At 51.9% G+C, this 21,395-nt stretch carries 17 protein-coding genes; 4 read left to right on the top strand and 13 right to left on the bottom strand.

Annotated features, from left to right (window positions below):
- Window positions 1-67: 67 nt before the first annotated feature.
- The 11 genes from galU to A0U42_RS09440 form a co-directional block, all read right to left on the bottom strand.
- Entirely contained in the window at window positions 68-943 is an 876-nt protein-coding gene (galU, locus tag A0U42_RS09490; RefSeq protein ID WP_044504971.1) for a UTP--glucose-1-phosphate uridylyltransferase GalU, read from the bottom strand.
- A gap of 11 nt (window positions 944-954) precedes the next feature.
- On the bottom strand, window positions 955-3,132 hold the full coding sequence (locus A0U42_RS09485) for an LPO_1073/Vpar_1526 family protein (RefSeq protein ID WP_065360771.1): 2,178 nt from the start codon (window positions 3,130-3,132) through the stop codon (window positions 955-957).
- Window positions 3,133-3,376: 244 nt separating this feature from the next.
- A complete protein-coding gene (locus A0U42_RS09480) occupies window positions 3,377-4,576 on the bottom strand; it encodes an S-layer homology domain-containing protein (protein ID WP_065360770.1) in 1,200 nt (399 codons plus the stop codon).
- Between the two features lie 15 nt (window positions 4,577-4,591).
- Window positions 4,592-5,620: an S-layer homology domain-containing protein gene (locus tag A0U42_RS09475; protein WP_044504976.1), complete on the bottom strand. Its 1,029-nt coding sequence runs from the start codon at window positions 5,618-5,620 to the stop codon at window positions 4,592-4,594.
- A gap of 125 nt (window positions 5,621-5,745) precedes the next feature.
- Window positions 5,746-6,723: an asparaginase gene (locus tag A0U42_RS09470; RefSeq protein ID WP_255304160.1), complete on the bottom strand. Its 978-nt coding sequence runs from the start codon at window positions 6,721-6,723 to the stop codon at window positions 5,746-5,748.
- Window positions 6,724-6,749: 26 nt separating this feature from the next.
- Window positions 6,750-7,871 (bottom strand): metallophosphoesterase, encoded by a 1,122-nt coding sequence (locus A0U42_RS09465; protein ID WP_065360768.1) that lies wholly within the window; start codon window positions 7,869-7,871, stop codon window positions 6,750-6,752.
- Window positions 7,872-8,073: 202 nt separating this feature from the next.
- Window positions 8,074-8,808 carry an alpha/beta fold hydrolase gene (locus tag A0U42_RS09460; protein ID WP_065360767.1) on the bottom strand — a complete coding sequence of 245 codons (735 nt, stop codon included), beginning with the start codon at window positions 8,806-8,808 and terminating at the stop codon, window positions 8,074-8,076.
- Between the two features lie 17 nt (window positions 8,809-8,825).
- Window positions 8,826-9,254, bottom strand: coding sequence for a hypothetical protein (locus tag A0U42_RS09455; RefSeq protein ID WP_044504982.1), 429 nt, complete (start codon window positions 9,252-9,254; stop codon window positions 8,826-8,828).
- A 9-nt stretch (window positions 9,255-9,263) separates the two neighbouring features.
- Complete coding sequence (gene floA, locus A0U42_RS09450) at window positions 9,264-10,310, bottom strand: flotillin-like protein FloA (protein ID WP_065360766.1); 1,047 nt, start codon at window positions 10,308-10,310, stop codon at window positions 9,264-9,266.
- 253 nt (window positions 10,311-10,563) lie between these two features.
- Complete coding sequence (locus A0U42_RS09445; RefSeq protein WP_065360765.1) at window positions 10,564-11,874, bottom strand: nodulation protein NfeD; 1,311 nt, start codon at window positions 11,872-11,874, stop codon at window positions 10,564-10,566.
- Between the two features lie 14 nt (window positions 11,875-11,888).
- Window positions 11,889-12,293: a hypothetical protein gene (locus A0U42_RS09440; RefSeq protein ID WP_044504985.1), complete on the bottom strand. Its 405-nt coding sequence runs from the start codon at window positions 12,291-12,293 to the stop codon at window positions 11,889-11,891.
- Window positions 12,294-13,274: 981 nt separating this feature from the next.
- Here A0U42_RS09440 and A0U42_RS09435 point away from each other — a divergent pair.
- On the top strand, window positions 13,275-16,100 hold the full coding sequence (locus tag A0U42_RS09435) for a YadA-like family protein (protein ID WP_065360764.1): 2,826 nt from the start codon (window positions 13,275-13,277) through the stop codon (window positions 16,098-16,100).
- A gap of 74 nt (window positions 16,101-16,174) precedes the next feature.
- On the opposite strand, the gene trpS is transcribed toward A0U42_RS09435, so the two are convergent.
- The gene (gene trpS / locus A0U42_RS09430) at window positions 16,175-17,164 is read right to left on the bottom strand and encodes a tryptophan--tRNA ligase (RefSeq protein ID WP_065360763.1); all 990 of its coding nucleotides are present in this window, start codon (window positions 17,162-17,164) and stop codon (window positions 16,175-16,177) included.
- Between the two features lie 431 nt (window positions 17,165-17,595).
- Here trpS and A0U42_RS09425 point away from each other — a divergent pair, with 431 nt between their 5' ends.
- From A0U42_RS09425 to A0U42_RS09415, 3 genes are all read left to right on the top strand, one after another.
- Window positions 17,596-18,915 carry a metallophosphoesterase family protein gene (locus tag A0U42_RS09425; RefSeq protein ID WP_065360762.1) on the top strand — a complete coding sequence of 440 codons (1,320 nt, stop codon included), beginning with the start codon at window positions 17,596-17,598 and terminating at the stop codon, window positions 18,913-18,915.
- Window positions 18,916-18,998: 83 nt separating this feature from the next.
- Window positions 18,999-19,208: a DUF1858 domain-containing protein gene (locus A0U42_RS09420; RefSeq protein ID WP_044504989.1), complete on the top strand. Its 210-nt coding sequence runs from the start codon at window positions 18,999-19,001 to the stop codon at window positions 19,206-19,208.
- Between the two features lie 222 nt (window positions 19,209-19,430).
- On the top strand, window positions 19,431-19,967 hold the full coding sequence (locus tag A0U42_RS09415; RefSeq protein ID WP_044504990.1) for a flavin reductase family protein: 537 nt from the start codon (window positions 19,431-19,433) through the stop codon (window positions 19,965-19,967).
- Between the two features lie 77 nt (window positions 19,968-20,044).
- Here the strand turns inward: A0U42_RS09415 and sstT are convergent, their stop codons facing one another.
- The gene (gene sstT / locus A0U42_RS09410) at window positions 20,045-21,247 is read right to left on the bottom strand and encodes a serine/threonine transporter SstT (protein WP_065360761.1); all 1,203 of its coding nucleotides are present in this window, start codon (window positions 21,245-21,247) and stop codon (window positions 20,045-20,047) included.
- Window positions 21,248-21,395 lie beyond the last annotated feature (148 nt).

Here is a 21,395-nt window from a genome sequence, read left to right as displayed (position 1 = left end):
CAACATTTGACAAAGAGCCCAAAAAAGACTGCCAACCTCCTAAGGAGAAGGTCAGCAGCCGTTTCTATCAATGATTTTCTGCCGTTTCTAAGAGGAACTTCCGGAAGGGTTCTGCTAAATCAGGACGGCGAAGGGCATATTCGACATTGGCCTTCAAAAATCCCAACTTATCGCCAACATCGTAGCGTTTGCCCTCGAAGCAGTAAGCATAGACAGCCTTCTGGCAGGCCAGGGTCTGCAAGGCGTCGGTGAGCTGGATTTCTCCGCCCTTCCCGGGCTTCGTATCCCGGAGGATATCGAAAATATCCGGCGTTACGATGTAGCGGCCTAAGACAGCCGTCCGGCTCGGCGCTTCTTCCACAGCCGGCTTTTCAATGACCTGCTGAACTTTCAGCACCGGTTTTCCCTCGACGGGAATCCCTTGGACGATACCGTAGGACGAAACCTTTTGCAGGGGAACTTCCTGGCAGCCCAAGATGGTCGAGTCGAGTTCATTGTAAAGATCGATCATCTGCCGCAAGGCCGGGTTGGTATCGTTATAGACGACATCATCACCGAGAAGGATGGCAAAGGGTTCATCGGCAATAAACGATTGGGCACAGCGAATGGCATCGCCTAATCCGCGCATGTGTTTCTGCCGGATATAGTGGATATTGATTTCCGAAATACTGCGCACCATGTTGAGCAGTTTCGTTTTTCGACCTTCTTCGAGGTGCATTTCCAAGCCCGGATTGGTATCGAAGTGGTCCTCAATGGCCCTTTTGGCATGGCCGCTGATAATGAGGATTTCTTCAATACCGCTCTGCAGGGCTTCTTCCACGATGTACTGGATCGTCGGTTTATCGACGATGGGCAGCATTTCTTTTGGCGTCGCCTTCGTGGCCGGCAAGAAACGGGTACCAAAACCGGCGGCGGGGATGACGGCTTTACGAATCTTTTTCACGCTAAAACTCCTTATTCAAACCAACGAGACAAGTCAAATTCTTCGCCAATGATTTCTTTGACGAATCCTTGGGCCAAGTAGAGACCTAACAGGGACAAGGTCGATACGCGCAGGAGCGAACTGTCCCAAATATCACCGAGGTCAGCCAAGACCGGCGAAATGTCTTCCATGATATCCAGGGCTTCTTCGCCGCTGAAATTAGCCGGACGCTTTTTAGCCAGGCGCAGGATATGATCTTGAATATTCCTGTCGGTGAGGCCGGTCATGCGGAAGAACCGCTTGGCCATACTTTCATCGACCATAGCCAATTTGACTAAGGGCGAATTAAAGGACGGAACGATGAACTCGTCGGAAAGGCGCATGCCCTTTAAGGCCTTGCGCAGTTCTTCTTCGGTAAACCCTCGGTAGCGGAACAGAAGCGGATAGGAATCGGACAGGATTTCTGCAAAGTGAGTTTCCTTCACTTCAAAGGCCGTGCAGTGCAGGTAGTCGAGCTGCTGATAATACGGCCGTTCCGTCGGGAATCCTTCCAGGAAAGGATAGATATACTTATCAATGTACTGGCAGAACGAGTCTTTGTCGACATTGTGAGAGTTTCGCGAATACAGGAACAATAAGAGGATCGCCAAAATCTGGTAATGGCTCTGAGACAGGTAGGGCATGACCTTCAGGGCATCGATGGCGACCAGGTGGCGCGTCGAAATGGGCGAACCGTTAATGATGTCGTAAAACGCCTGAAGGGCAATGGTGGCTACGTAGTCATCGGGGTGAGCCGCATAGGCCTTCTGGACGTTCTGCAAGGCTTCCTGAGCGATGAGGGGCGCCATAGCCTGCTGCCGTTCGGCATCAGTTTTACAGCCGATCTGGTCAAAGGCAGCGGACGTAATGTATTCGGTCTGCTGCTGAAGCTGTGGCGATACGACGCCATATTGGCGCAAAAAGTGGGATACGCACTGGCGGACAACGGGCGATTCGACGGTGCTGTCCTGTTCCCAAAGAGACGGGCGATGCAAGTCACTGGAAGCCGGCGGCGTCCGCAGATCAAGGCCTGACGTACCGGATTCCCACGACGTCCGAGCCGGTTTGACGACAGGTTTGGCCTTTTCCTGAGACTTATGAGCCCGTACCGGCGGCATGACCATCGTTTCATCGGGCGTGTTTTTCTTGGCAGTTGTCGCAGCGTCGATATGGATCGGTTCCATGCGCTGGGTCTTTTCCAATTGGGACGCGACGGCTTTCATGCCTTCACTGACGACAGGTCCTTCTTTAGCCGGCATGTTCAGATCCGGTTTACGAAGAACCTGCGTTTCCTCAGAAACACGGCGTTCATCGGCGACGACCTTATCGGCCGACGGAGCTTTTTCTTGAGGCCGTGCCGGTACAACCTTCACATCAGCCATCGGTTCCGCCTTAGCTGCAGCCGGTTCACTGCCGGCTGCGGCGCGAGTCTTTTCCGCCAAATCGGCAGAGACGACGGCGGCCATATCGGCTAAAGGGGCCTTTTCTTCTTTCGTATCGGATACGTCTTCCGACCACTGGCGCCGGCTGCCGCGGCTTTCGGCTTCGGCCTTGGCTGCCGCGACGGCATGACGAGCTCGTTCACGGCGTTCTCGACGCTGAGTCAGCTGCTGCTCCTGTGCTGCTCTTTCCTGTTCTTCCTGACGCTGGCGGGCCAATTTCGCTTCTTCTTCCCGAGCCTTATAGGCTGCCGCTTCTTCCTTGTCCACCTTTTCCATGGCTTCCAGGATTTCATCGCGCGACAAGACCTGCGTCGCATCGACGCTGTCGGCATTGGGGCCTCTCCGGACGGGCACAGAGGCTTCTCGATAGACGATTTTTCCATTGTGGCGGACCGCTTCGCCTTTCGTCGTGACGAAAGCCGTTTCTTCCGGGTGTTCCCGCCGCTCCCCAAGGGTCATTTTCGGAACCTGTGGCAAGGGTTCTGTATCTTCTTCGACTGCCACGTTCGGCAGTTGTCTGGCATGTTTAACTGTTGCCGGCCGGCGGTGCTGGACCTTCCGCGGCTGTGGTCCGCCGTCGTAGCGAGTCCGCGTCTTCGTCTTCCCGTTCTGGTTCTCCGTTTGGGGACTACTCTCGGATTTTTCCCCACTGGAATACAAAATATAACAAATTACAAAAAAGACGATTGCGATACCCGCTATAATAGCGTACGGCAAAAAGTTTGTCATGTCATCCTCTCCTCTATTTCATCAAACTTCTGTACCCATTGTAGCATAAGATGCTTGCCTGAGCTACTATATATTGACCTTTAATTCAAAACATTGCATAAATAGACAATAAACCATTTCTTTACCCTCACCCGCACCGAAAGATGATGCCAAGGGGCCAAAAATAAAGAAAGAAAAACGGCACTGCCTCATAGACAGCGCCGTCAGATGCCGTCAATCAGCACCTTCGATACTGTTGAAATCTTTAGTTCATAGCGTCGTTCTGGACCGATGTCACCGCCGACGAGGTCGTGTCGTCAAGGGCGGCTGCATACAATCTCCGGTTCACAGTCTGTCCGGACGGTTCAGCCTTCGCCGTTTCATTCGAAGCGTCGACGCCGGGAACCTGGACGACAGACGTCTGTCCGGCAGGGACCATCGTTTCTAAGCGAACCCGGCCGGCACCGACGCGGCTGGAAAGTTCAGCCAGCGTGTCCTTACTTACAGGATGACGAACGGTAACGACGATCTGTTCATGGACGTAGTCCGGTACAGCACCGACGTAGTTTTGGACGCCTTCCTTATCGACAAGGGTATGAATGGCCCGGTTCATGAGCTGGCTGTAATCGGCGTGACTCAAGGAAACGCGGCGGATTTGAACGGCTTCAGGTTTCGACACATCGTCCTTAATCCGTTTCGTTAAGTACTTGCTCGGACTGCCTTTGATGCCGAGGACTAAGACATCGTTGTCCCAGTACATCGTCCCTCTTTGGAAATAAGCCAGGACCGAACCGTATTCGGCATTGATGGCCTTCATCACCTGGGTTTCAATCTGCACGTGAGACGTATAGTCGCCGTCAGAATGCATGAACCGATAAAATACCTGGGCCGCATCGGCTCGGGTCATCCCTTCTTTGGGTCGGAAATAGCCGTCGGCCGGCACCATGATATTCTTGCTGTGAAGGATGGCGACAGCTTGCGCATAAGCCGGAGACACCTGAGCTTCGTCGGCATAAGGCGTCACTTCCTGATCCGGATCGGCCATGCGGCTATACTGCAGGTAACGGTAAATGACGTCGGCAAACTCTTCACGGCTTACCGGCGCTTCAGGCTGGAAGTTTCCGTCCTGATAGCCCGTCAAAATACCTTGAGCCGCAACGGCATTCATAGCATCACCGGCTGTCCCTTGGGAAACATCTTTTAAAGGTGTCGTTCCCGGCTGAACTAAGGGGATGTTTCCGGCAACATTATACAGGAGCTGAGCTAATTCACCGCGGGTCAGGACCCGGTTGGGCTCAAAGGAGTTTCCCGTAATAAAAGTCAGGCACTGCGTATCATACAAGTAATCGACGGCCTGGCGGTCAGCCATGCTCCCCAAATCGGTGTACGGAGCATCGGCGAAAGCCGGGCTTGCCGAAAGGAGCATCGCAGCTGCCAAGAAGGCAGCGATTTTATGTCGTACCATGAGAGACCTCCTATCTTACTGAATGACGATACGAAGGGCACTCCCCAGCGCTTTATTGAGGTTGTTCTGCGTTTCTTTCGAAATGGAAGGAACGGTAAGGATAACTTTTTCATTAAGGTAATCCGGTGCCGTCGTGACTGCAGCATCCGTCGATTCCGTAGCGCGATAAATCTTTTCGGCCTGGGCCATAATGTTCTTATAGTCATTGTAGCTGTACGTCGACTTCTGGACATAGACCGATTCAGCAGGAATATCCTTGTCATCGGCAATGGCATCGGCTAATTTCTGGCGGTTCTTGACATCTTTTACGCCGATGTGGAGTTTGTCGCCCTGCCAGTACATGATGCCGTCGTTGGCAAAAGCTTTGACCGAACCGTAGACATCTTTAATATTGGTAAAGGCCTTAGCTTCCAAACCGTCCTGGCTCTGGTTGGTCACTTTGACGCCGGTCATGATGCGATACAAGACGTTGACCGCTTCACCGCGGGTGACGTACTGTTTCGGGTTGAACATGTTGTAATTGCCGCCCTTCATATAGCCGGCAGCAGCCAAGGCATGGACGGCCTGGCGAGCCCACGTCGAAATCTTGGCTTCATCGGCAAAAGGAGCCGCACCTTCAACGGTGGTCATACCCTGATAAGTCATATAGTTATAGGCAATGACGGCAAATTCTTCACGAGTGATCCGCTGCTGCGGCTTAAAGGTGCCGTTGCTGTAGCCGTTCATGATCTGTTTGTCAACGAGGGATGCAATGGCTCGTTCGGACCAGCGGCCTTTGACGTCACTGAATTTCGTCGTCTTCACCGTCGATTCCTTGCCGATCATATTGTCGATGACAGAGGCGGCTTCTTCACGGGTAATATCGTCGTTCGGACGGAACTGACCGTTAGCAGCGCTGACATAATGGTTGTCGTAAAAATACTGAATCGCATCTTTACCCCAATAATTACGGATATCGGTAATACCCGTGCCGGCAGCAAAAGCCGACGTGCTGAGAGCTGCGGTCAAAGCCGTCAGTACTACTAATTTTTTGTACTTTTTCATGATTCATTCGCTCCTATCTATATTGTCGTAAGGGCTACATCGATAACATGGCTGTAGTTTATATATCTTATTTATTTTATCACACCCGGCCTTATTAGGGAAGGCGCGGGCCCCTTTCGTCCCGATTAATAGGCGTCAAAGAAAGCCTGTATTTCAGAAAGGTCCTTCGTCCGACAGAGGGCCAGCTGCAAGAGGATCTTGGCTTTCTGCGGCGTCAGGGAATCAGCCGTCACCGTACCGTCGTAAGAAGGGACAGGTGTGACCAGGCCTCCCAGGGACCGGGCAGCCCGGACGACGACGAGGCCTTCTTCCATCAGCGGCTGCAGGGCCGTCCACACCGGGGCCGGCATCTTGCCGTGGCCGAGACCGGCCATGACCAACCCCTCTTTCCCCCGAGCCAGCTGCACGACGTCCTCAGCCCGAAGGCCGACATAGGCGTAGACGACGGCAACGGCCGGCAGGGTCAAGGGCGAAACAAAATCCGATGAAAAGGTATGCTGCCGCAGCGGTTTTTGATAAAGGCGGACCCGGCCGTCCTGCATATAGCCCAAACAGCCCAGTTGACGAGCCTTAAAGGTATCGACGTGGGTCGTATCCGTCTTTTCGACGAAACGGGCGCTGTGGATGACACTGTTCATAACGATGACAACGCCGCAGTCGCCAAGGGCTGCATCGGCTGCGGCCTGGACAGCTTCCAAGAGATTCAAAGGGCCGTCGGCACTGATAGCCGTCGCCGGCCGCATGGATCCGGTAAGGACGACGGGCTTTCGAGTATGGACGGTAAGATTGAGATAATAAGCCGTTTCCTCCATCGTATCCGTCCCATGGGTGATGACGATGCCGTCGACGTCATCCCGGTCGGCCACTTCCTGCACGCGGGAAGCCAAGGCCTGCCACAGGGCTTCGGTCATGTCGGAGCTGTCAATATTGACGAACTGTTCGCCTTTTACCTCAGCATAGTCACCCACAGCCGGCACGGCATCCAGCAGTTCTCCAATCGAAGTCTTGCCGGCTTCATATCCGGTCAGGTCATCGGCAGACGCGGCTTTACCGGCAATCGTCCCGCCGCAGGCCAAGACATAAATCTTTCTTTTTCCCATCATCGTTCCCCCTCTGAGGTGATTATTTTTTAGTATATTTCTTTCTGCGAATCTTTCTTATGGACGCGAATAAGGACGACTTCCGGCGACGGCCCCAATCGGAACAAAGCGCCCCAGGCACCGTAGCCGCTGGAAACCATAGCCGTCATCTTACCGAATTTACGGGTCCCGTAATCAAGGGCAAAGAGGCGGCTCGTCACCAGTCGATTCGGCCAAAACTGTCCGGCATGGGTATGACCGCTGACGTGAAGGTCCCAGCCGGCTTCAGCAGCCTGATGGATGTGCATCGGTTCGTGTTCCATAAAAATCGAAAAAGCTTCTTCATCAGACTTCCGTACCGGTGCTGCCGGAGCGATGTAATAGTCTTCCCGACCAAAGAGGCTCACGCCCGGAATAGGTGTCACGACGTCGCCGTTCAGGACCTTGACGCCGTAGCGGCCTAAGGTTTCTGCTTCCAGTGCCAGGTTTTCACCGTAGGTGTCGTGATTGCCCATGACGGCAAAAACACCGGACGGAGCCTTTAGGCCTTCAAAACCGGAAAAGCTGTCTTCTCTTAAAACGTACTGTAAGTCACCGTCGATGATATCGCCGCCCATGAGGACCATATCGGGCCGGCAGGCGTTGACGTCCCGCGTCAATTGGCGGCTAAAGGACGTCCCCAGGACAGCTCCCAAGTGAATGTCGCTGACGAAGGCAATGGAAAAGTCGCGGTCAATGGGCTTGTCGGTCTCGATATCGACGGTCCGCACAACCTGATGATGGCCGATCCAGGCTCCGACAGCCAAGAGCAGCCAAGTGAACCCAAAAGCAAAGGCGCTGTAATAGACGGAAACCGTCCCCTGCCAAAGGTCATCGTGGCCCATGAGCTGTGTGACAATCCACAACAAGAGCCCCGGAATGAGGAGCATCGTCGCATAGTAAGAAAAGGAAAACCAATATCCGGCAAAACGGGTCAGCCCCCGCGTCACCAATGGCGGCAGGACGGCCGAAAAAATATACGGTATGACATACAGGATTGGCAGTACCATAAAGAGCGCCAAAAGAGGCATCTCCGGAACGGGCAGACTATGGCGAAAGAGAGCCCATTGGCCGAGTACCGACAGTTCGCCGATGAAAGCCAGAATCAAATAAAAATAATGGCGTTGTTTCACAGCATTCCCCCCATTCGTATATGCTAATAAATCATGTCATCTTATCATAAAAATTTCCACGGCCCCTGTCAAGGCAAGCACCTAAAAAGCCGAAAAAAAACAACAACGGCAGGGACGAAATACGCCCGGCCCCATCCCAAAGGATAGGAGCTAAGCGTCCGCGTCCATGCGGTTGTTGTTTATACACTCTATAAATAAGTGATTAAGCCCGCAGCTCTTGATTGAGCCAAGAAGCGGCATCACCCATCATATTAGTCGTAACGAAGTGGCCGAGGCCGTCGTAGACGATGGACTGAGTCTTTACATCACGGCGTGTGGCCAGCTTTTCAAGATAAAGTTCCTGAGCTGCCCCATCGACGACATCGTCGGCACCGCCGCGAAGAGACAAGAGAGAACGGCCGCTAAGGCGATCCATATGCTGATAGGGATCCATGGCAGCGAACTGCATCTGTAAGAAACGGTAGGACCGCGGCTTTTCGATGTGAAGGGACGAGCGGAAACGCCGTTCCGATTCTTCCCACCAGCCGGAGCCGTTCATGACGATGGCCGTCTTGAACTCTTTAAATAAGCTCCAGGCACCGACAGCCGTAAAGCCGCCCATGGAATGGCCCATGACAGCCAGAGGCGTATTGGGCCAATGTTCTGCAATATATTCCAGCATGAGGGGTACTTCCATCATGTTTTGGAAGATCGTCTGCCAAAAATCAGCATAGACGGCCTTGCTTTCATAGTCAAGGGTGCCGCGATGGCCGTGGTTAACGGCATCGGGAATGATGACATCGTAGCCGTAAGAGGCTAAGATACGGCCGCGGACGGCCTGAAATTCCTTCTGCGACGACCAGCCGTGATAAAACAAGACGACGCCTTTTGCTTTTTCCCCGGATGTAATAACGAGACCGGGAATCCCTTTAAGACCAACTTCTCTTTCTTCAATCATCTATGGTTAAATCCTCTCTATTTTTTTATAAATCCCTTGCGGTGCGCCAACGGTTCCTGCCAGATTTCCGACCAGACAAAGCCGGCATAGAGTTCTCTCGCCTGGGGCGTAAGACCGCTCCAAGGGGCAGGACGGACGCGCTGTGGCACGACGACCGGCACAGATTTGGGACGCTCTGCAGCGACCCGTGGCGGCACCATCTTTTTCGGAAGCGCCGGTTCCGGTTCATCAGGGAAATTCATATTATCCCAACCCTCATCCCAATCGGGAAAGGACGGTTCCGGCACTGTCGGTTCCGGTGCTTCCATCTTTGGGGCCGGAGCCGGTTTACGCCGGGGCGGCACGGGAATGGGGCCCTTGCTCCGCGGGTACTTTCGCTTGCGGCGCAAGAGGTCCGGCAGGACCCCCATCAAGACGACGACGATAATCATCCATACAAGATCCATGGTCATCACCTACTGTTCCGAATGGCTTCCATCGTGATGGTCGTGGTGATCATCCTTTACGGTCGACGCCGACTGGGTCTTAGGCACGCCGGCCTGAGCGACAGCCGTACGCATGTCCGTATCGGCCATGATATTCTTCATATTGTAATAGTCCATGACGCCTAATTTACCTTCACGCAAAGCCTGGGACAAGGCCAGGGGAACTTCGGCCTGGGCTTCGACGACCTTGGCCTGCATTTCCTGGGTATAAGCCTGCATTTCCTGTTCCTTGGCAACAGCCATGGCACGCCGTTCTTCGGCCTTTGCCTGGGCGATCTGCTTGTCGGCTTCAGCCTGGTCGGTCTGGAGGCGGGCGCCGATATTGCGGCCTACGTCGACGTCAGCAATATCGATGGATAAGATTTCAAAAGCCGTCCCGGCATCGAGGCCCTTATTGAGGACGGTCTTACTGATTTTGTCCGGGTTTTCCAACACTTCAGAATGGTCCTGAGCCGAACCGACGCTGGTGACGATACCTTCGCCGACACGGGCGATGATCGTCGCTTCCCCGGCACCGCCGACGAGGCGGTCGATGTTGGCGCGAACCGTAACCCGGGCCCGAACTTTCAATTCAATCCCATTTTGGGCAACAGCCGAAATAAAAGGTGTTTCGATGACCTTCGGATTGACGCTCATCTGAACGGCTTCCAAGACGTCGCGGCCGGCCAGGTCGATGGCGCAGGCTCGTTCAAACGTCAGAGACATGGTCGCCCTATGCGCGGCGATGAGGGCATCGACGACGCGGTCGACATCACCGCCGGCCAGGTAGTGGGCTTCGAGCTGATTGACGTTGACGTCAAGACCGGCCTTATTGGCCTTGACCAAGGGCAGGATGATCTTAGACGGGATGACCCGGCGCAGACGCATGCCGATGAGGTTGACGATGCCTACAGAGACACCGGCAGCCATGGCCGAGATCCACAATCCGATGGGCACGAAGTGCAGGAATAAGGCGATGACGACAACGGCCAGGGCAATGATGAAAATGGGAACGGCTAGAAAAGATACAAGACTCATAAGGCAGAATGCTGCGCAAAACACAGTCCGCAGAGACGCGTGCGGACACGGTGAACCCTTCTGTGCTGCAGAGGCCGCAGCAAACTTCGCCACCTTTCTCTTTTCACACGAACCACACGGCCCGAGTGCCTCTGCCATTCCTCGGGCAGCTCCTTCCTCACGGGGAAGGCATTCCTATTCTGAAAGCTTTAACTATGATATATACCGTTTATACATAGTTTTATTATAGCTCACTTTGTCACTTTATTCCATCTCAATCCTTCAGATGGCGTTCCGGCTCCGGTTCGACGACGATGCGGCCGCCTTCGACACTGATGACACGGACCGTGACGTCGCGGTCGATGAAAGAACCATTGGCTACGGCATCGACGCGTTCCTTGCCGATGCGTATCGTCCCGGACGGACGCAGAATGGTAATCGTCGTCCCCCGTTCATAGAGGTAGCGGCTGTAGTCTTCCTGAGACGTATAGCCTTTCTCCTTGGTCGAACGATTCTTAAGAGTCAATTTATCAAAGAGAGAACTCTTGGGTAAATGACGGCCCAAGAAATAAAAGACGATGAGAGCCAAAACGGTCCCGCCGGCCAGGATATAGATCGACTCATACGTCGCCCCGAGCATAAAGAACAGGCTGCCGAACAAGAGGACGACGCCTGCCAAGCCGAAGATGCCGATACCCGGAGAGGCCAATTCAAGGCCGATGCACAACAGACTGACTAAAAAGGCAGCGATGATTTTGAGATCTGCCACCAAGGGTTCATTGCCGGAATAGAGCAGGAGTCCGCCAAAGACGAGGGCCGTGGCAATGCCGGCGCCGATGCCGGCCATCTTGATTTCGGCCAAGAGGGCGGCGATGATCAAGGCGACGAATAAGGTTCGTACATAGGGATTCTGTAAAATACCGATCATGTCATCACGCCAATCTTTATCTACGTAAATGGTCTGTGCATCACCAAGGCTGTAAAGGGCCAAGGCGTCGGACAAGGTATCAGCCGAACCGTCCGATACGTTCAGTTCCTTAGCCTGACTGTCGGACAAGGCCAGGATTTTTCCCGGATCGGCATAGCCCGGATAGCCCTTGGTCTTATCGACCATGGCTTCGGCAACACCGGGATTGTGGCCGGTCTGAGCCGCCGTCGCACTGAATTCAGCTTTTAAGGCGGCGATGTTTTTCTCCGTGTCGGGAATCGGTTCAGCCGCACCGATGCTGCTTCCCGGTGCCATGATGATATGGCGGCTCGACAAGGCGATGAGGGCGCCTGCCGACCAAGCCCGCGACGTAATATAGGCGATGACCGGCACGTCAGAGGCCATGATCATATCCCGTATCTTTAAGGCACTGTCGACGCGGCCGCCTAAGGTGTTGATAGGAATGACGACGGCCGTATCGCCGTTTTCTTCAGCCTGGCGCAGCCCTCGCTGAATAAAGGCCACCTGACTGCCGTCGATGTCGCCGGAAATGGGCAGCACGCGGACCGTATCGGCCTGCACCGACGCCGCCGGCAAGGCAGCCGTCAGCGAAAACATAAGGACCAAGGCGGTTATCATGCGCAATACAAAGGTCATTCCCTCACCTGCTTTCATTCACTCACTTTTTCAGGCGCCGCAACGCATTGAAAATAGCCGGCACGATGGAGTTTTTCCAATTCTTCCGGTGAAATATTGCGGGCCGCTTGCTTTTCTAATTCTTCAATCGGTTTCTCCTCAATCATATGGATCTTGTCGACGACAGCATCATAGACAGCCGGCGGCTTATTGGCTTTAATCCATTCCAGCATGTGATCGAACCAGGTGCGGCAGGTCCAGGCATCCTTGCCGTGGTTGTGACCGCAGAGGATCTTGATCTGATCCTGCTCCGGAATCTTAGCCAGTAACCAGTTCCAACGTTCACGGGCAATCAAATAATGATAAAAGGCATCGACCTCGCGCAAGTGTTGCTCCTGAAGCTCCAACGTATAGCGCGACCAAAATAAACTGAGAGTCATAATGACTACCTCCAAGCAATATAGTAAAACTTAGATTACCTTACGATAGATATTCTACACCATCTTGTCAAATTCCTTCTTATCCAAGGAAAAAACGAGGCCACCGCCAGGCCTGTCCGGCCCCGTAAATTCGCCCGATGGCAAGGTGATTCAGAGCCTACCCAGAGTATACCATAGCTGTCAACAAATTCCACTATATCCCTTCCCTTTCACGGACCATATTTTTCTATTATATATTACAAGGCCTTTACCGAACACATTACCTTGCATCCTGTCTTTTATCTTCGCCATTCACAACGGGATGACACAAACATGTCACCAACAAGATATATCGGCTCAAAAAAGTCCAATATTGTATTGACACCAGCCCGTTATATAAGATAAGATATATCATGTTTATAGGTAGTTTTTAAAATCCATGGATATCCATTTGTTGTTATTTGCTATTTATTTGCAATCCGCATTGTTTTTATCAATTATAATCAAAGGTCATTACTAACAGCTTATCAGATTTCATTTTTTATAAAGTTATCCATGGCTTATCTTTAATAATCTTAAACATAAATATAATTATTGATACGAAAAACATCGTAAAAGTAAATATTTTTATTTATAAAACCTATTTACAAAAAATACGATAATCATCTTTTTTGAAATTAAAAAATCTTTATCCGTCTCTTTTTTCTGCTAAAGTCTCAGAACACTCATCTAAAAAAGGCATGCTTACGCCTAAAAAATATCTTGAACTGTGTTTTAAACGTGATATAATAAACTCGAAAGATTACAAATTGTTGTACCTATTTTGTATCAAAAAACCTTCATATCCACGAAGAGCCCTTGGATTTTTTTATAAAATTTCATGTGTCTATACTGTAATAAGATAGATTCAAAACGACTCATAATGGCATGTATGAAGGTTTTTATGATAGCATAAATTTGATTATTTCCATCAAAATTATACTAAGAAAAGAGGACTTGATTATGAACACTCAGAAAGAGAAACACCTTCTTGCAAAAGTCGCAGCCGTCATGCTGCTCAGCTTCGCGACTGTCGGCGGAACCTACTCCGTCCAGGCTGCCGGCTTGACGGGATCTTATGTCGGTATCGGTAAAGAACCGACAAGTACCGATGTCCTTGATAAGGGAACTGCAGTGAATACGGCTACGGACAGTATCATCGACTATCGTCAGACAACTACGGCCCAAGGCGCTGTTTTTTCTAGAACGCCAACCAACAATAACAAAAACGGCGAAGGTGTCGATGGCCAATCGGCAGGTAATAAAAATGATACGAATAGCACCGGTAATACAGCTATTGGTATTGGCGCTTATTCGGCTCGTAGCTACAGTACGGCCATCGGTACCTACGCTGAGGCGCTTACCGGTTCTACATCTGTAGGCTCCGGTGCCTTTGCTGCCGATAAAAGTGTTGCTTTTGGTAAAAATACATATGCTAAGGGCAACGGTCTTTCGATAGGTAATGGTGCCCGTTCCAATTCGGGCCTTGCTATCGGTCAAGGAGCTACGGCCGGTGAGTTCTATAAATATCTTCAAAGTGACGGCACTCAATATACACGCTCTATTATCGACAGTATGGCTATCGGTAATGGTGCTACGGCTATCGGCGGTATCGCCATCGGTAAGAATGCCCAGACCAATAGTTTATATGGTGTCGCCTTAGGTCAGAGTGCCAAGGTTGCCTACAGCGGCGTTGCCTTAGGTACGGATGCTACGGTAAATGTTTCGACCGGTGTCGCCTTAGGTACCTCTTCCATCGCTGACCGCCGCTCCAACACCATCGGTTACGTCCCTTTTGCTGATGACGGCAACGGCAGCTATGTGCCGACTACGACTACGGCCTTGGCAAATGCCATCAGTGCCAGTGATGTATCCAAGAATTTTGCCTCTACCTATGCCAGCCAGATTACGGAATATAATACACTGAACCAGAAACTTGCTGATGCTCAGGCGGAAGTAGAAAAACAAAATACCACCATCAAGAACACCAAGGGCAGCACTATTGCCTCTGAACAAGAAGCTTACGCAGCCGCCGTAACCGCTAAAGCAACGGCTCAAGCGAATGCCGTTGCTGCTACCAATGAATTAAATGCTTGGACCGCAGCTAACCAAGACTTTGTAACTGCCTTAGGCACGCAGCGTACGGAACTGGGCGTCTTCAGATCGACGGGCGGTGCCGTCAGCGTCGGGGCTACGACCTATTCCAGCGATGGTCGTGTAACGTCTATTTTATCTCGTCAAATCACTAACGTCGCTGCCGGTACGGAAGATACGGATGCCGTCAACGTCGCTCAATTAAAACGTGTAGCCAATGCTACCATTTCCGACATCACCGTCGGTGCCGATAAAGCCAGCACAGCTGATGGTTTGGCTATTACCAGTGACGCTGATCAAAGCCGTATCGATATCGTTGGTGCCAATACTAACATCACCACTGCTGTTGATGCGGATAACCGTTTGATTCAAGTCGGCTTAAGCAATACTTTGGATTTATCCGATGCCGGCAGCATTACCTTCGGCACTGACGGCACGACCTTGAATAACTCGGGATTGACCATTGTGGCTCCGTCCGGAAGCTCCACTTCCAACATCGTAATCCAATCCGGTAATGTAAATATGGGTGGCAATGTAATTAAGAATGTTGGCAATGGCAGTGTCGTCGAAGGCTCTACCGATGCTGTTAATGGCGGTCAGTTATATGACGTTCAGAAACAGATTGACGGAATTGCCGGTGAAAACGGCAGCTTATCCCAGAAAGCCGACATCAATTTGAGTAACCTCACCGAAGCCGGTACGAAGGTCATTACCGACGCTGCTAAGAATGCCGTTACCGTTAAGAGCGGCGACAACTTCATCAAGGTCGGCTTAAACGAAGAACAGCAAAAATCCGGCGTTAACCAGTACGATGTATCCTTAGACAAAGACGCCCTTCGTGATTCCTTGGGTACCGGTAAAAATGAAGCCGGCGACAAGAACCTCATTACCGGCGACACCTTGAATCAGGCCATCAATTCCGTCGTATCCGGTCAGGCCAGCGACGATCATATTAAAGACGTGGCTCAAAAATCCGTTAAAGTCGTCGACGGCGTCAATACCACCGTTACTGAAGGTAAAGACGGCGATGCGAAGACCTATGCCGTCAACGTATCCGACGACGCTATTAAAAGCGCTGTCAAACCGGAACTCGACCAGAAAGCCAATGTCGACGGATCCAATTTGACGACGGAAAACATCAACAACTGGAAGAGCACCTTAGGTGTTACCAACCTCAACAGCGACGTTTCTCAGGTAACGACCCGCGTCGATACCTTGGAAAGCGACGTATTGGGCTTGAAAGATGACGTCACCAACTTGAACGGCCGCGTCAGCAGCTTGAACGACCGCGTCGATAAAGTCGGTGCCGGTGCAGCCGCTTTGGCCGGTCTCCATCCGTTGGAATTCAACCCGGAAGATAAATTCTCGGCATCTGCCGCTCTCGGCAACTATAAAGGCGACAACGCCGTAGCCCTCGGCGCCTTCTATCGCCCCAACGCTGATACGATGTTCAGCTTCGGCACGACGATCAGCGATGAAAAGATGTTCAACGTCGGCGTTTCCTTCAAATTCGGCAACAAAGGCGACCGCATCTATCGTCAGGGTACGTCCGTCGATGTCAGCGCTTTGACGTCGGAAGTCAATACCCTCCGTCAGGAAAACCAGGCTTTGGCCAGCCAGGTCAACAGCCAGAAGGCTGAACTTGAACAGCAGCGCGCCCTCATTCAGCAGCTGATGAACAAAGTCGGCATGTAAGTCCTCCCCTCCTATGGCAACAAAAAAACGAGATCCCTTGCGGGTCTCGTTTTTTTTTATGTCTATGAATGAAATTATTTGCGGAACAAGCCCATAGCCTTGCAGGCCTTTTCATAGGTAAGGCTGGCCTTGGCGTGAGCCTTGGCTGCCCCCTTGTCGAGGATGTCGTCCAATTCCGGTTCGCTGACCAACTGACGGTAGCGCTGCTGAATCGGTTCCAGCGTGCTGATAATGGCTTCAGCGACGTCCTTTTTGAAGGCGCCGTAGCCTTTACCGGCGTAAGCCGCTTCGACCTGTTCGTGAGTCTGATCGGTCAAGGCCGAGAAGATTTCAATGAGGTTTGAAATGCCCGGCTTCTGTTCTTTGTCGTAGTGTACCGAGTTTTCACTGTCCGTCTGAGCCCGCTTGATTTTCTTTTCAATGGCCTTCGGTTCGTCAAGGAGATAAATCGTCGCCGTTTCGTTATCGTCGGACTTACTCATCTTCTTGGTCGGTTCCTGGAGGCTCATGACCCGCGTGCCGTCCTGGCCGAGGTAGATGTCGGGAATGGTAAAGATGTCTTCGCCGTAGAGACGGTTGAAGCGCTGCGCCAGGTTGCGCGTGATTTCCAGGTGCTGCTTCTGGTCATCGCCGACAGGAACGAAGTTGGTCTGGTATAAGAGAATGTCGGCAGCCATGAGGGGCGGATAGGTCAAGAGACCTGCCGGAATGGAATCGCCCTGTTTCGCCGCCTTATCCTTGTACTGAGTCATCCGTTCCAATTCGCCGACGTAGGACGAGGTAATCATCATCCAGCCTAAGAGGGCGTGTTCCGGTACTTCGGACTGGACGAAGAGTGTCGACTTGTCCGGATCAAGGCCGGAAGCTAAATAGATAGCTGCCAGTTCCCGCGTCCGCTGGTGCAAAAGCTTCGGGTCCTGGGGAACGGTGATGGCATGCTGATTGACGACGCAGTAATAACATTCGTTGCCATCCTGGATTTTAGAAAAGTTGCGCAGTGCGCCTAAATAGTTGCCTAAGGTAAGATTGCCGCTAGGCTGAATACCGGAAAAAATAACTGCCATAATGGTACCTCCTGATTCATAAAAAAAACCTTCCATCCCCTATACATAGGGACGAAAGGAAAGTCAGCTCCGCGGTACCACCCTGGTTGGCCATATGGCCCGGCTCTAATGCACCTGTTGATGCATCTTTTCAAGGTAACGGTGAAAATTCCGGCGGAACCTACTGTCTTCGTTCAGTCCGCATCTCCCGGGCCCATTCCCGATCACGGCCTCTTACCGGACTTCCACTGCCACCGGCTCGCTGTCAAGGGGTATCATGACGGTACTTGCTCCCGCTCATCGACGTTATATATCCTATTTGATGCATCTATCTTATATCGAAGGCCCTTCCTTGTCAAGTTTTTTCTTGACTTAGAGTTGACTCCATAGTCTATAATAACTACAATAATGAAAATAACTCTAATTACAACATATTGGATAGGAGGAATTCTATGAAATGGAACCATAAAAAAATAATCATCCCCATCGTCGCCGTCCTGGCCATTGCAGCCGCAGCAGCCTACTTTTGGCTGCCGGGAACGAAGGCCGTCGCCAAACAGGGCATTCGAGCCACGAAAGCAGCAGCGGCCCACTACCTGCCGACCGAATCGGTAGATGCTTCGAATATCCGCCAGGTCATTACGGCTGACAGCACGACGTCGCGGACCTTTATGTGGCAGTCGGACTACGCCGAAGACGATCCTGTCGTGGAATTCCGCAAGACCGGCGACAACGATACGATTATGGCCCTTCCCGCTTCCAGCGACGCCTTCAGCGATGACGGCGTGACGACATATATCCACTCGGCAACGGTTACCGACCTTACGCCGGGTACAGCCTATGAATACCGCGTCGGCTACGGCGACAAGCGCAGCGCTTGGACGCCTTTCCATACGGCTGAGGGCAGCAGTTTCAAAGCCCTCATCTTCCCCGATTCCCAGTCCAGCGACTACAGCGGCTGGGCCTCCCTAGCGCAAGCAGCTTGGCAGAATAATCAGGATGCTCAGTTCTTCGTCAACATGGGCGACCTCGTCGATAACGGCCAGTCCCATTACCAGTGGAATGCCTGGTTCGACGCCGTCGGCCCGATGATTTCCCGCATCCCCGTCGCGCCCCTCATGGGCAACCACGAGACCTACAATACGGACTGGAAGATGCGCATGCCCGAGGCCTATACCCACCTCTTCGCCCTGCCCCATATCGACATGGATAAATACCAGAACCAATTCTATTCCTTCGATTACGGCGACATCCACTTCGTCGTCCTCAACACCCAGGCACAGGAACTGGCCGACTTCGAGCCGACCTTAAATGACGATGAAGTGGCCTGGTTCAAAGAAGACATGGCCAGGACGACGAAGAAATGGAAAATCGTCTTGATGCACAAAGACCCTTTGCAGTACGGCTTTGCCAACCGCCCGGAACCGCGTGAAGAAGGATTCTCGCCGGAAGGACGGCTTTGGATGCCCTTATTTGACCAGTACGGCGTCGATGCCGTCTTGTCGGCCCATCTCCACACCTACCGCGACCGAGGCCATATCAAGAACTTCCAGCGCGATGAAAGCGGCCCCTTATACATCATCACCGGCGTCGCCGGCAACGTCCGCTACCCCAGCCTCTGGAAACAGCACAGCCTCGATGAATACGTCGCGCCTCAGCCGGAAACAGATAACTACATGACCATGGAAGCGACGGCAGACAGCCTGACCTTCCGCAGCTTCCTCCCTGACGGTCAACTGTTAGAGGAACGAAGCATTTCTTCACACAACTAAAAAAAGTGTGATATAATAGACTCAATCCGGACGTTCCTTCAAAACCATCCGGGTTGTATTTAACGAAGAAGGAGGAATATACTATGGCACAGATTACCAAAGATACGGGTATTATTGAAGCCGTTCAGAAACACCCGCAGATCATCGAAATCTTCCAGCAGTACGGCCTTGGCTGCGTAGGCTGCATGGCTGCTCACTTTGAAACCATCGGTCAGGGTGCCGGTGCTCACGGCATCGACGTCGATGCCCTCATCGCCGATATCAACGACTGCATCGCTGAAAGCGGTAAATAAGATAAAAAGCTGTCGCGCCTTATGGTGCGGCAGTTTTTTTATAGTCCCCCTTCTTCTCCCTATAAAAAGATTTACGATTTTCCGCATAAGATTCCAATACTACCCTTTTGGACAGTATCTAACTTTTAAGTGCATACTTTCCATTTTCATCGAGCTATGGTATCATGATTTTATCCTAAGAAAAGAAATATTTAGTTATGTGTATATAAAGGAGTCATTGCCATGAAAGAAAAAATTAACGTTTTTGAAAAAGCACCGGAAATCCTCGAAAATCTGCGTAAGGGTGTTCTCTTGACGACGAAGGCCGGCGACCGGGTCAATACCATGACCATCGGTTGGGGTACCCTCGGCATTGAATGGGCCAAACCTATTTTCACGGTCTATGTCCGCCAGCACCGCTTCACTCACGAACAGCTTTCTAAGAATCCGGAATTTACGGTCAACGTCCCCGTCGAAGCCTTCAATCGCTCCATATTAGGAAAAGCCGGTACCCTCAGCGGCCATGACGGCGACAAGATTGAAAAATTAGGCCTGACCTTGGAAGATCCTGAGGTCATCTCCGTCCCGGGCATTAAGGAACTGCCCCTTACCTTAGAATGCCGTGTACTCTTCCAAAAAGAACAGAAACTCTCCGACTTACCGAAAGATATTAACGACGAATTCTATCCCCAGAACGTCGACGGAACCTTCCACATGGCCAACCGCGACAGCCACACGGCATACTACGCCGAAATCGTCGCTGCTTACATCATTAAATAATATTTCCACGACAAAGCCCTCAAGGACCGGACTAAAATCCGATTCTTGAGGGCTTTTTTATAGCCGGAAAGGCTTTTCTATGAACGTTTTGAAAAATCAGCAGCTGCCGTAAACAGGATATCTGTCGACGAGTTGAGAGCCGTTTCCGTCGAGTCCTGAAGGACGCCGATGATGAAGCCGACGCCGACGACCTGCATGGCAATATCGTTAGAAATACCGAAGAGGCTGCAGGCCATAGGAATGAGGAGCAGGGACCCGCCGGCAACGCCGGAAGCACCGCAGGCACCGATAGCCGACAAGACGCTGAGCAAGAGGGCCGTCGGAAAATCTACGGCAATGCCCAAAGTGTGGACGGCTGCCAAGGTCATAATCGAAATGGTAATGGCCGCACCGGACATGTTGATCGTCGCCCCGAGGGGAACGGTGACCGTATACGTATCAGGGTCGATGCCGAGTTCTTTGGCCAAGGCCATATTGACCGGGATGTTAGCCGCCGAACTGCGTGTAAAGAAGGCTGTCACGCCGCTGGTCGAGATACACTTCCAAACGAGCGGATAGGGATTTCTGCGAAGCTTAGCATAGACGATGATCGGATTGACGACGAAGGCAAAGATGAGCATCGTCCCGACCAGGAGAGCCAGGAGCTGAGCGTAGCCGATGATGGCTTCAATACCGTTGGAAGAAATGGAATCGGCGACGAGGCCCATGATGCCGAGGGGAGCCAGGCGGATGACCCACTGGACACAGGTCGTGACCGCATTAGCACAGTCGTCGAGGACGGCTTTCGTCGATTCGGAAACGCGGCGGGTGGCGATGCCGAAGAGGACAGCCCAGCCGAGGATACCGATGTAGTTGCCGGTCATCAAGGCGTGGACGGGATTATCAACGATATTCTTAAGGAGCGTCGTCAGGACTTCGGCAATGCCTTCAGGAGCTTTGTTCGTCGCAGCCGATACGTCGAGCTGCAGCGTCAGCGGGAATACGTAACTGATCATGACAGCGAAAAAAGCAGCTAAAAAGGTACCGATGAGATATAAGATGATGACGTCTTTAATTTTCGATTCATGATTTTCTTGTTTCCGGCTAAGGGCCGAAGCGACTAATACGAAGACCAAGACCGGAGCAATACCTTTCAAGGCGCCGACGAAAATGACGCCCAACAGGGCCAACTCATGAGCAGCTGCGGGAAAACTCATGGCTACCGCAATGCCGATGATCAGGCCGACGATGATCTGCTTGATCAAGCTAATGCGATTTAGGGCACTCCATAAACTATGCATACCAAAAACCTCCCATAGAACATATCGTTCCAAAAATACAAATGTACATTATAACAGAACACTTCATTTAGGCTCTTTGTCAAATGTTGGGGTGCCAACTAAATCATCCACCGCGAATGGACGTGAGTGAGTTTTCCTCGCTCTCGTC

The sequence above is a fragment of the Megasphaera sp. DISK 18 genome, assembly GCF_001682955.1.
In the GTDB taxonomy this organism is placed as follows: domain Bacteria; phylum Bacillota; class Negativicutes; order Veillonellales; family Megasphaeraceae; genus Megasphaera; species Megasphaera massiliensis.
This window is presented reverse-complemented; position numbering and strand designations above follow the sequence as displayed.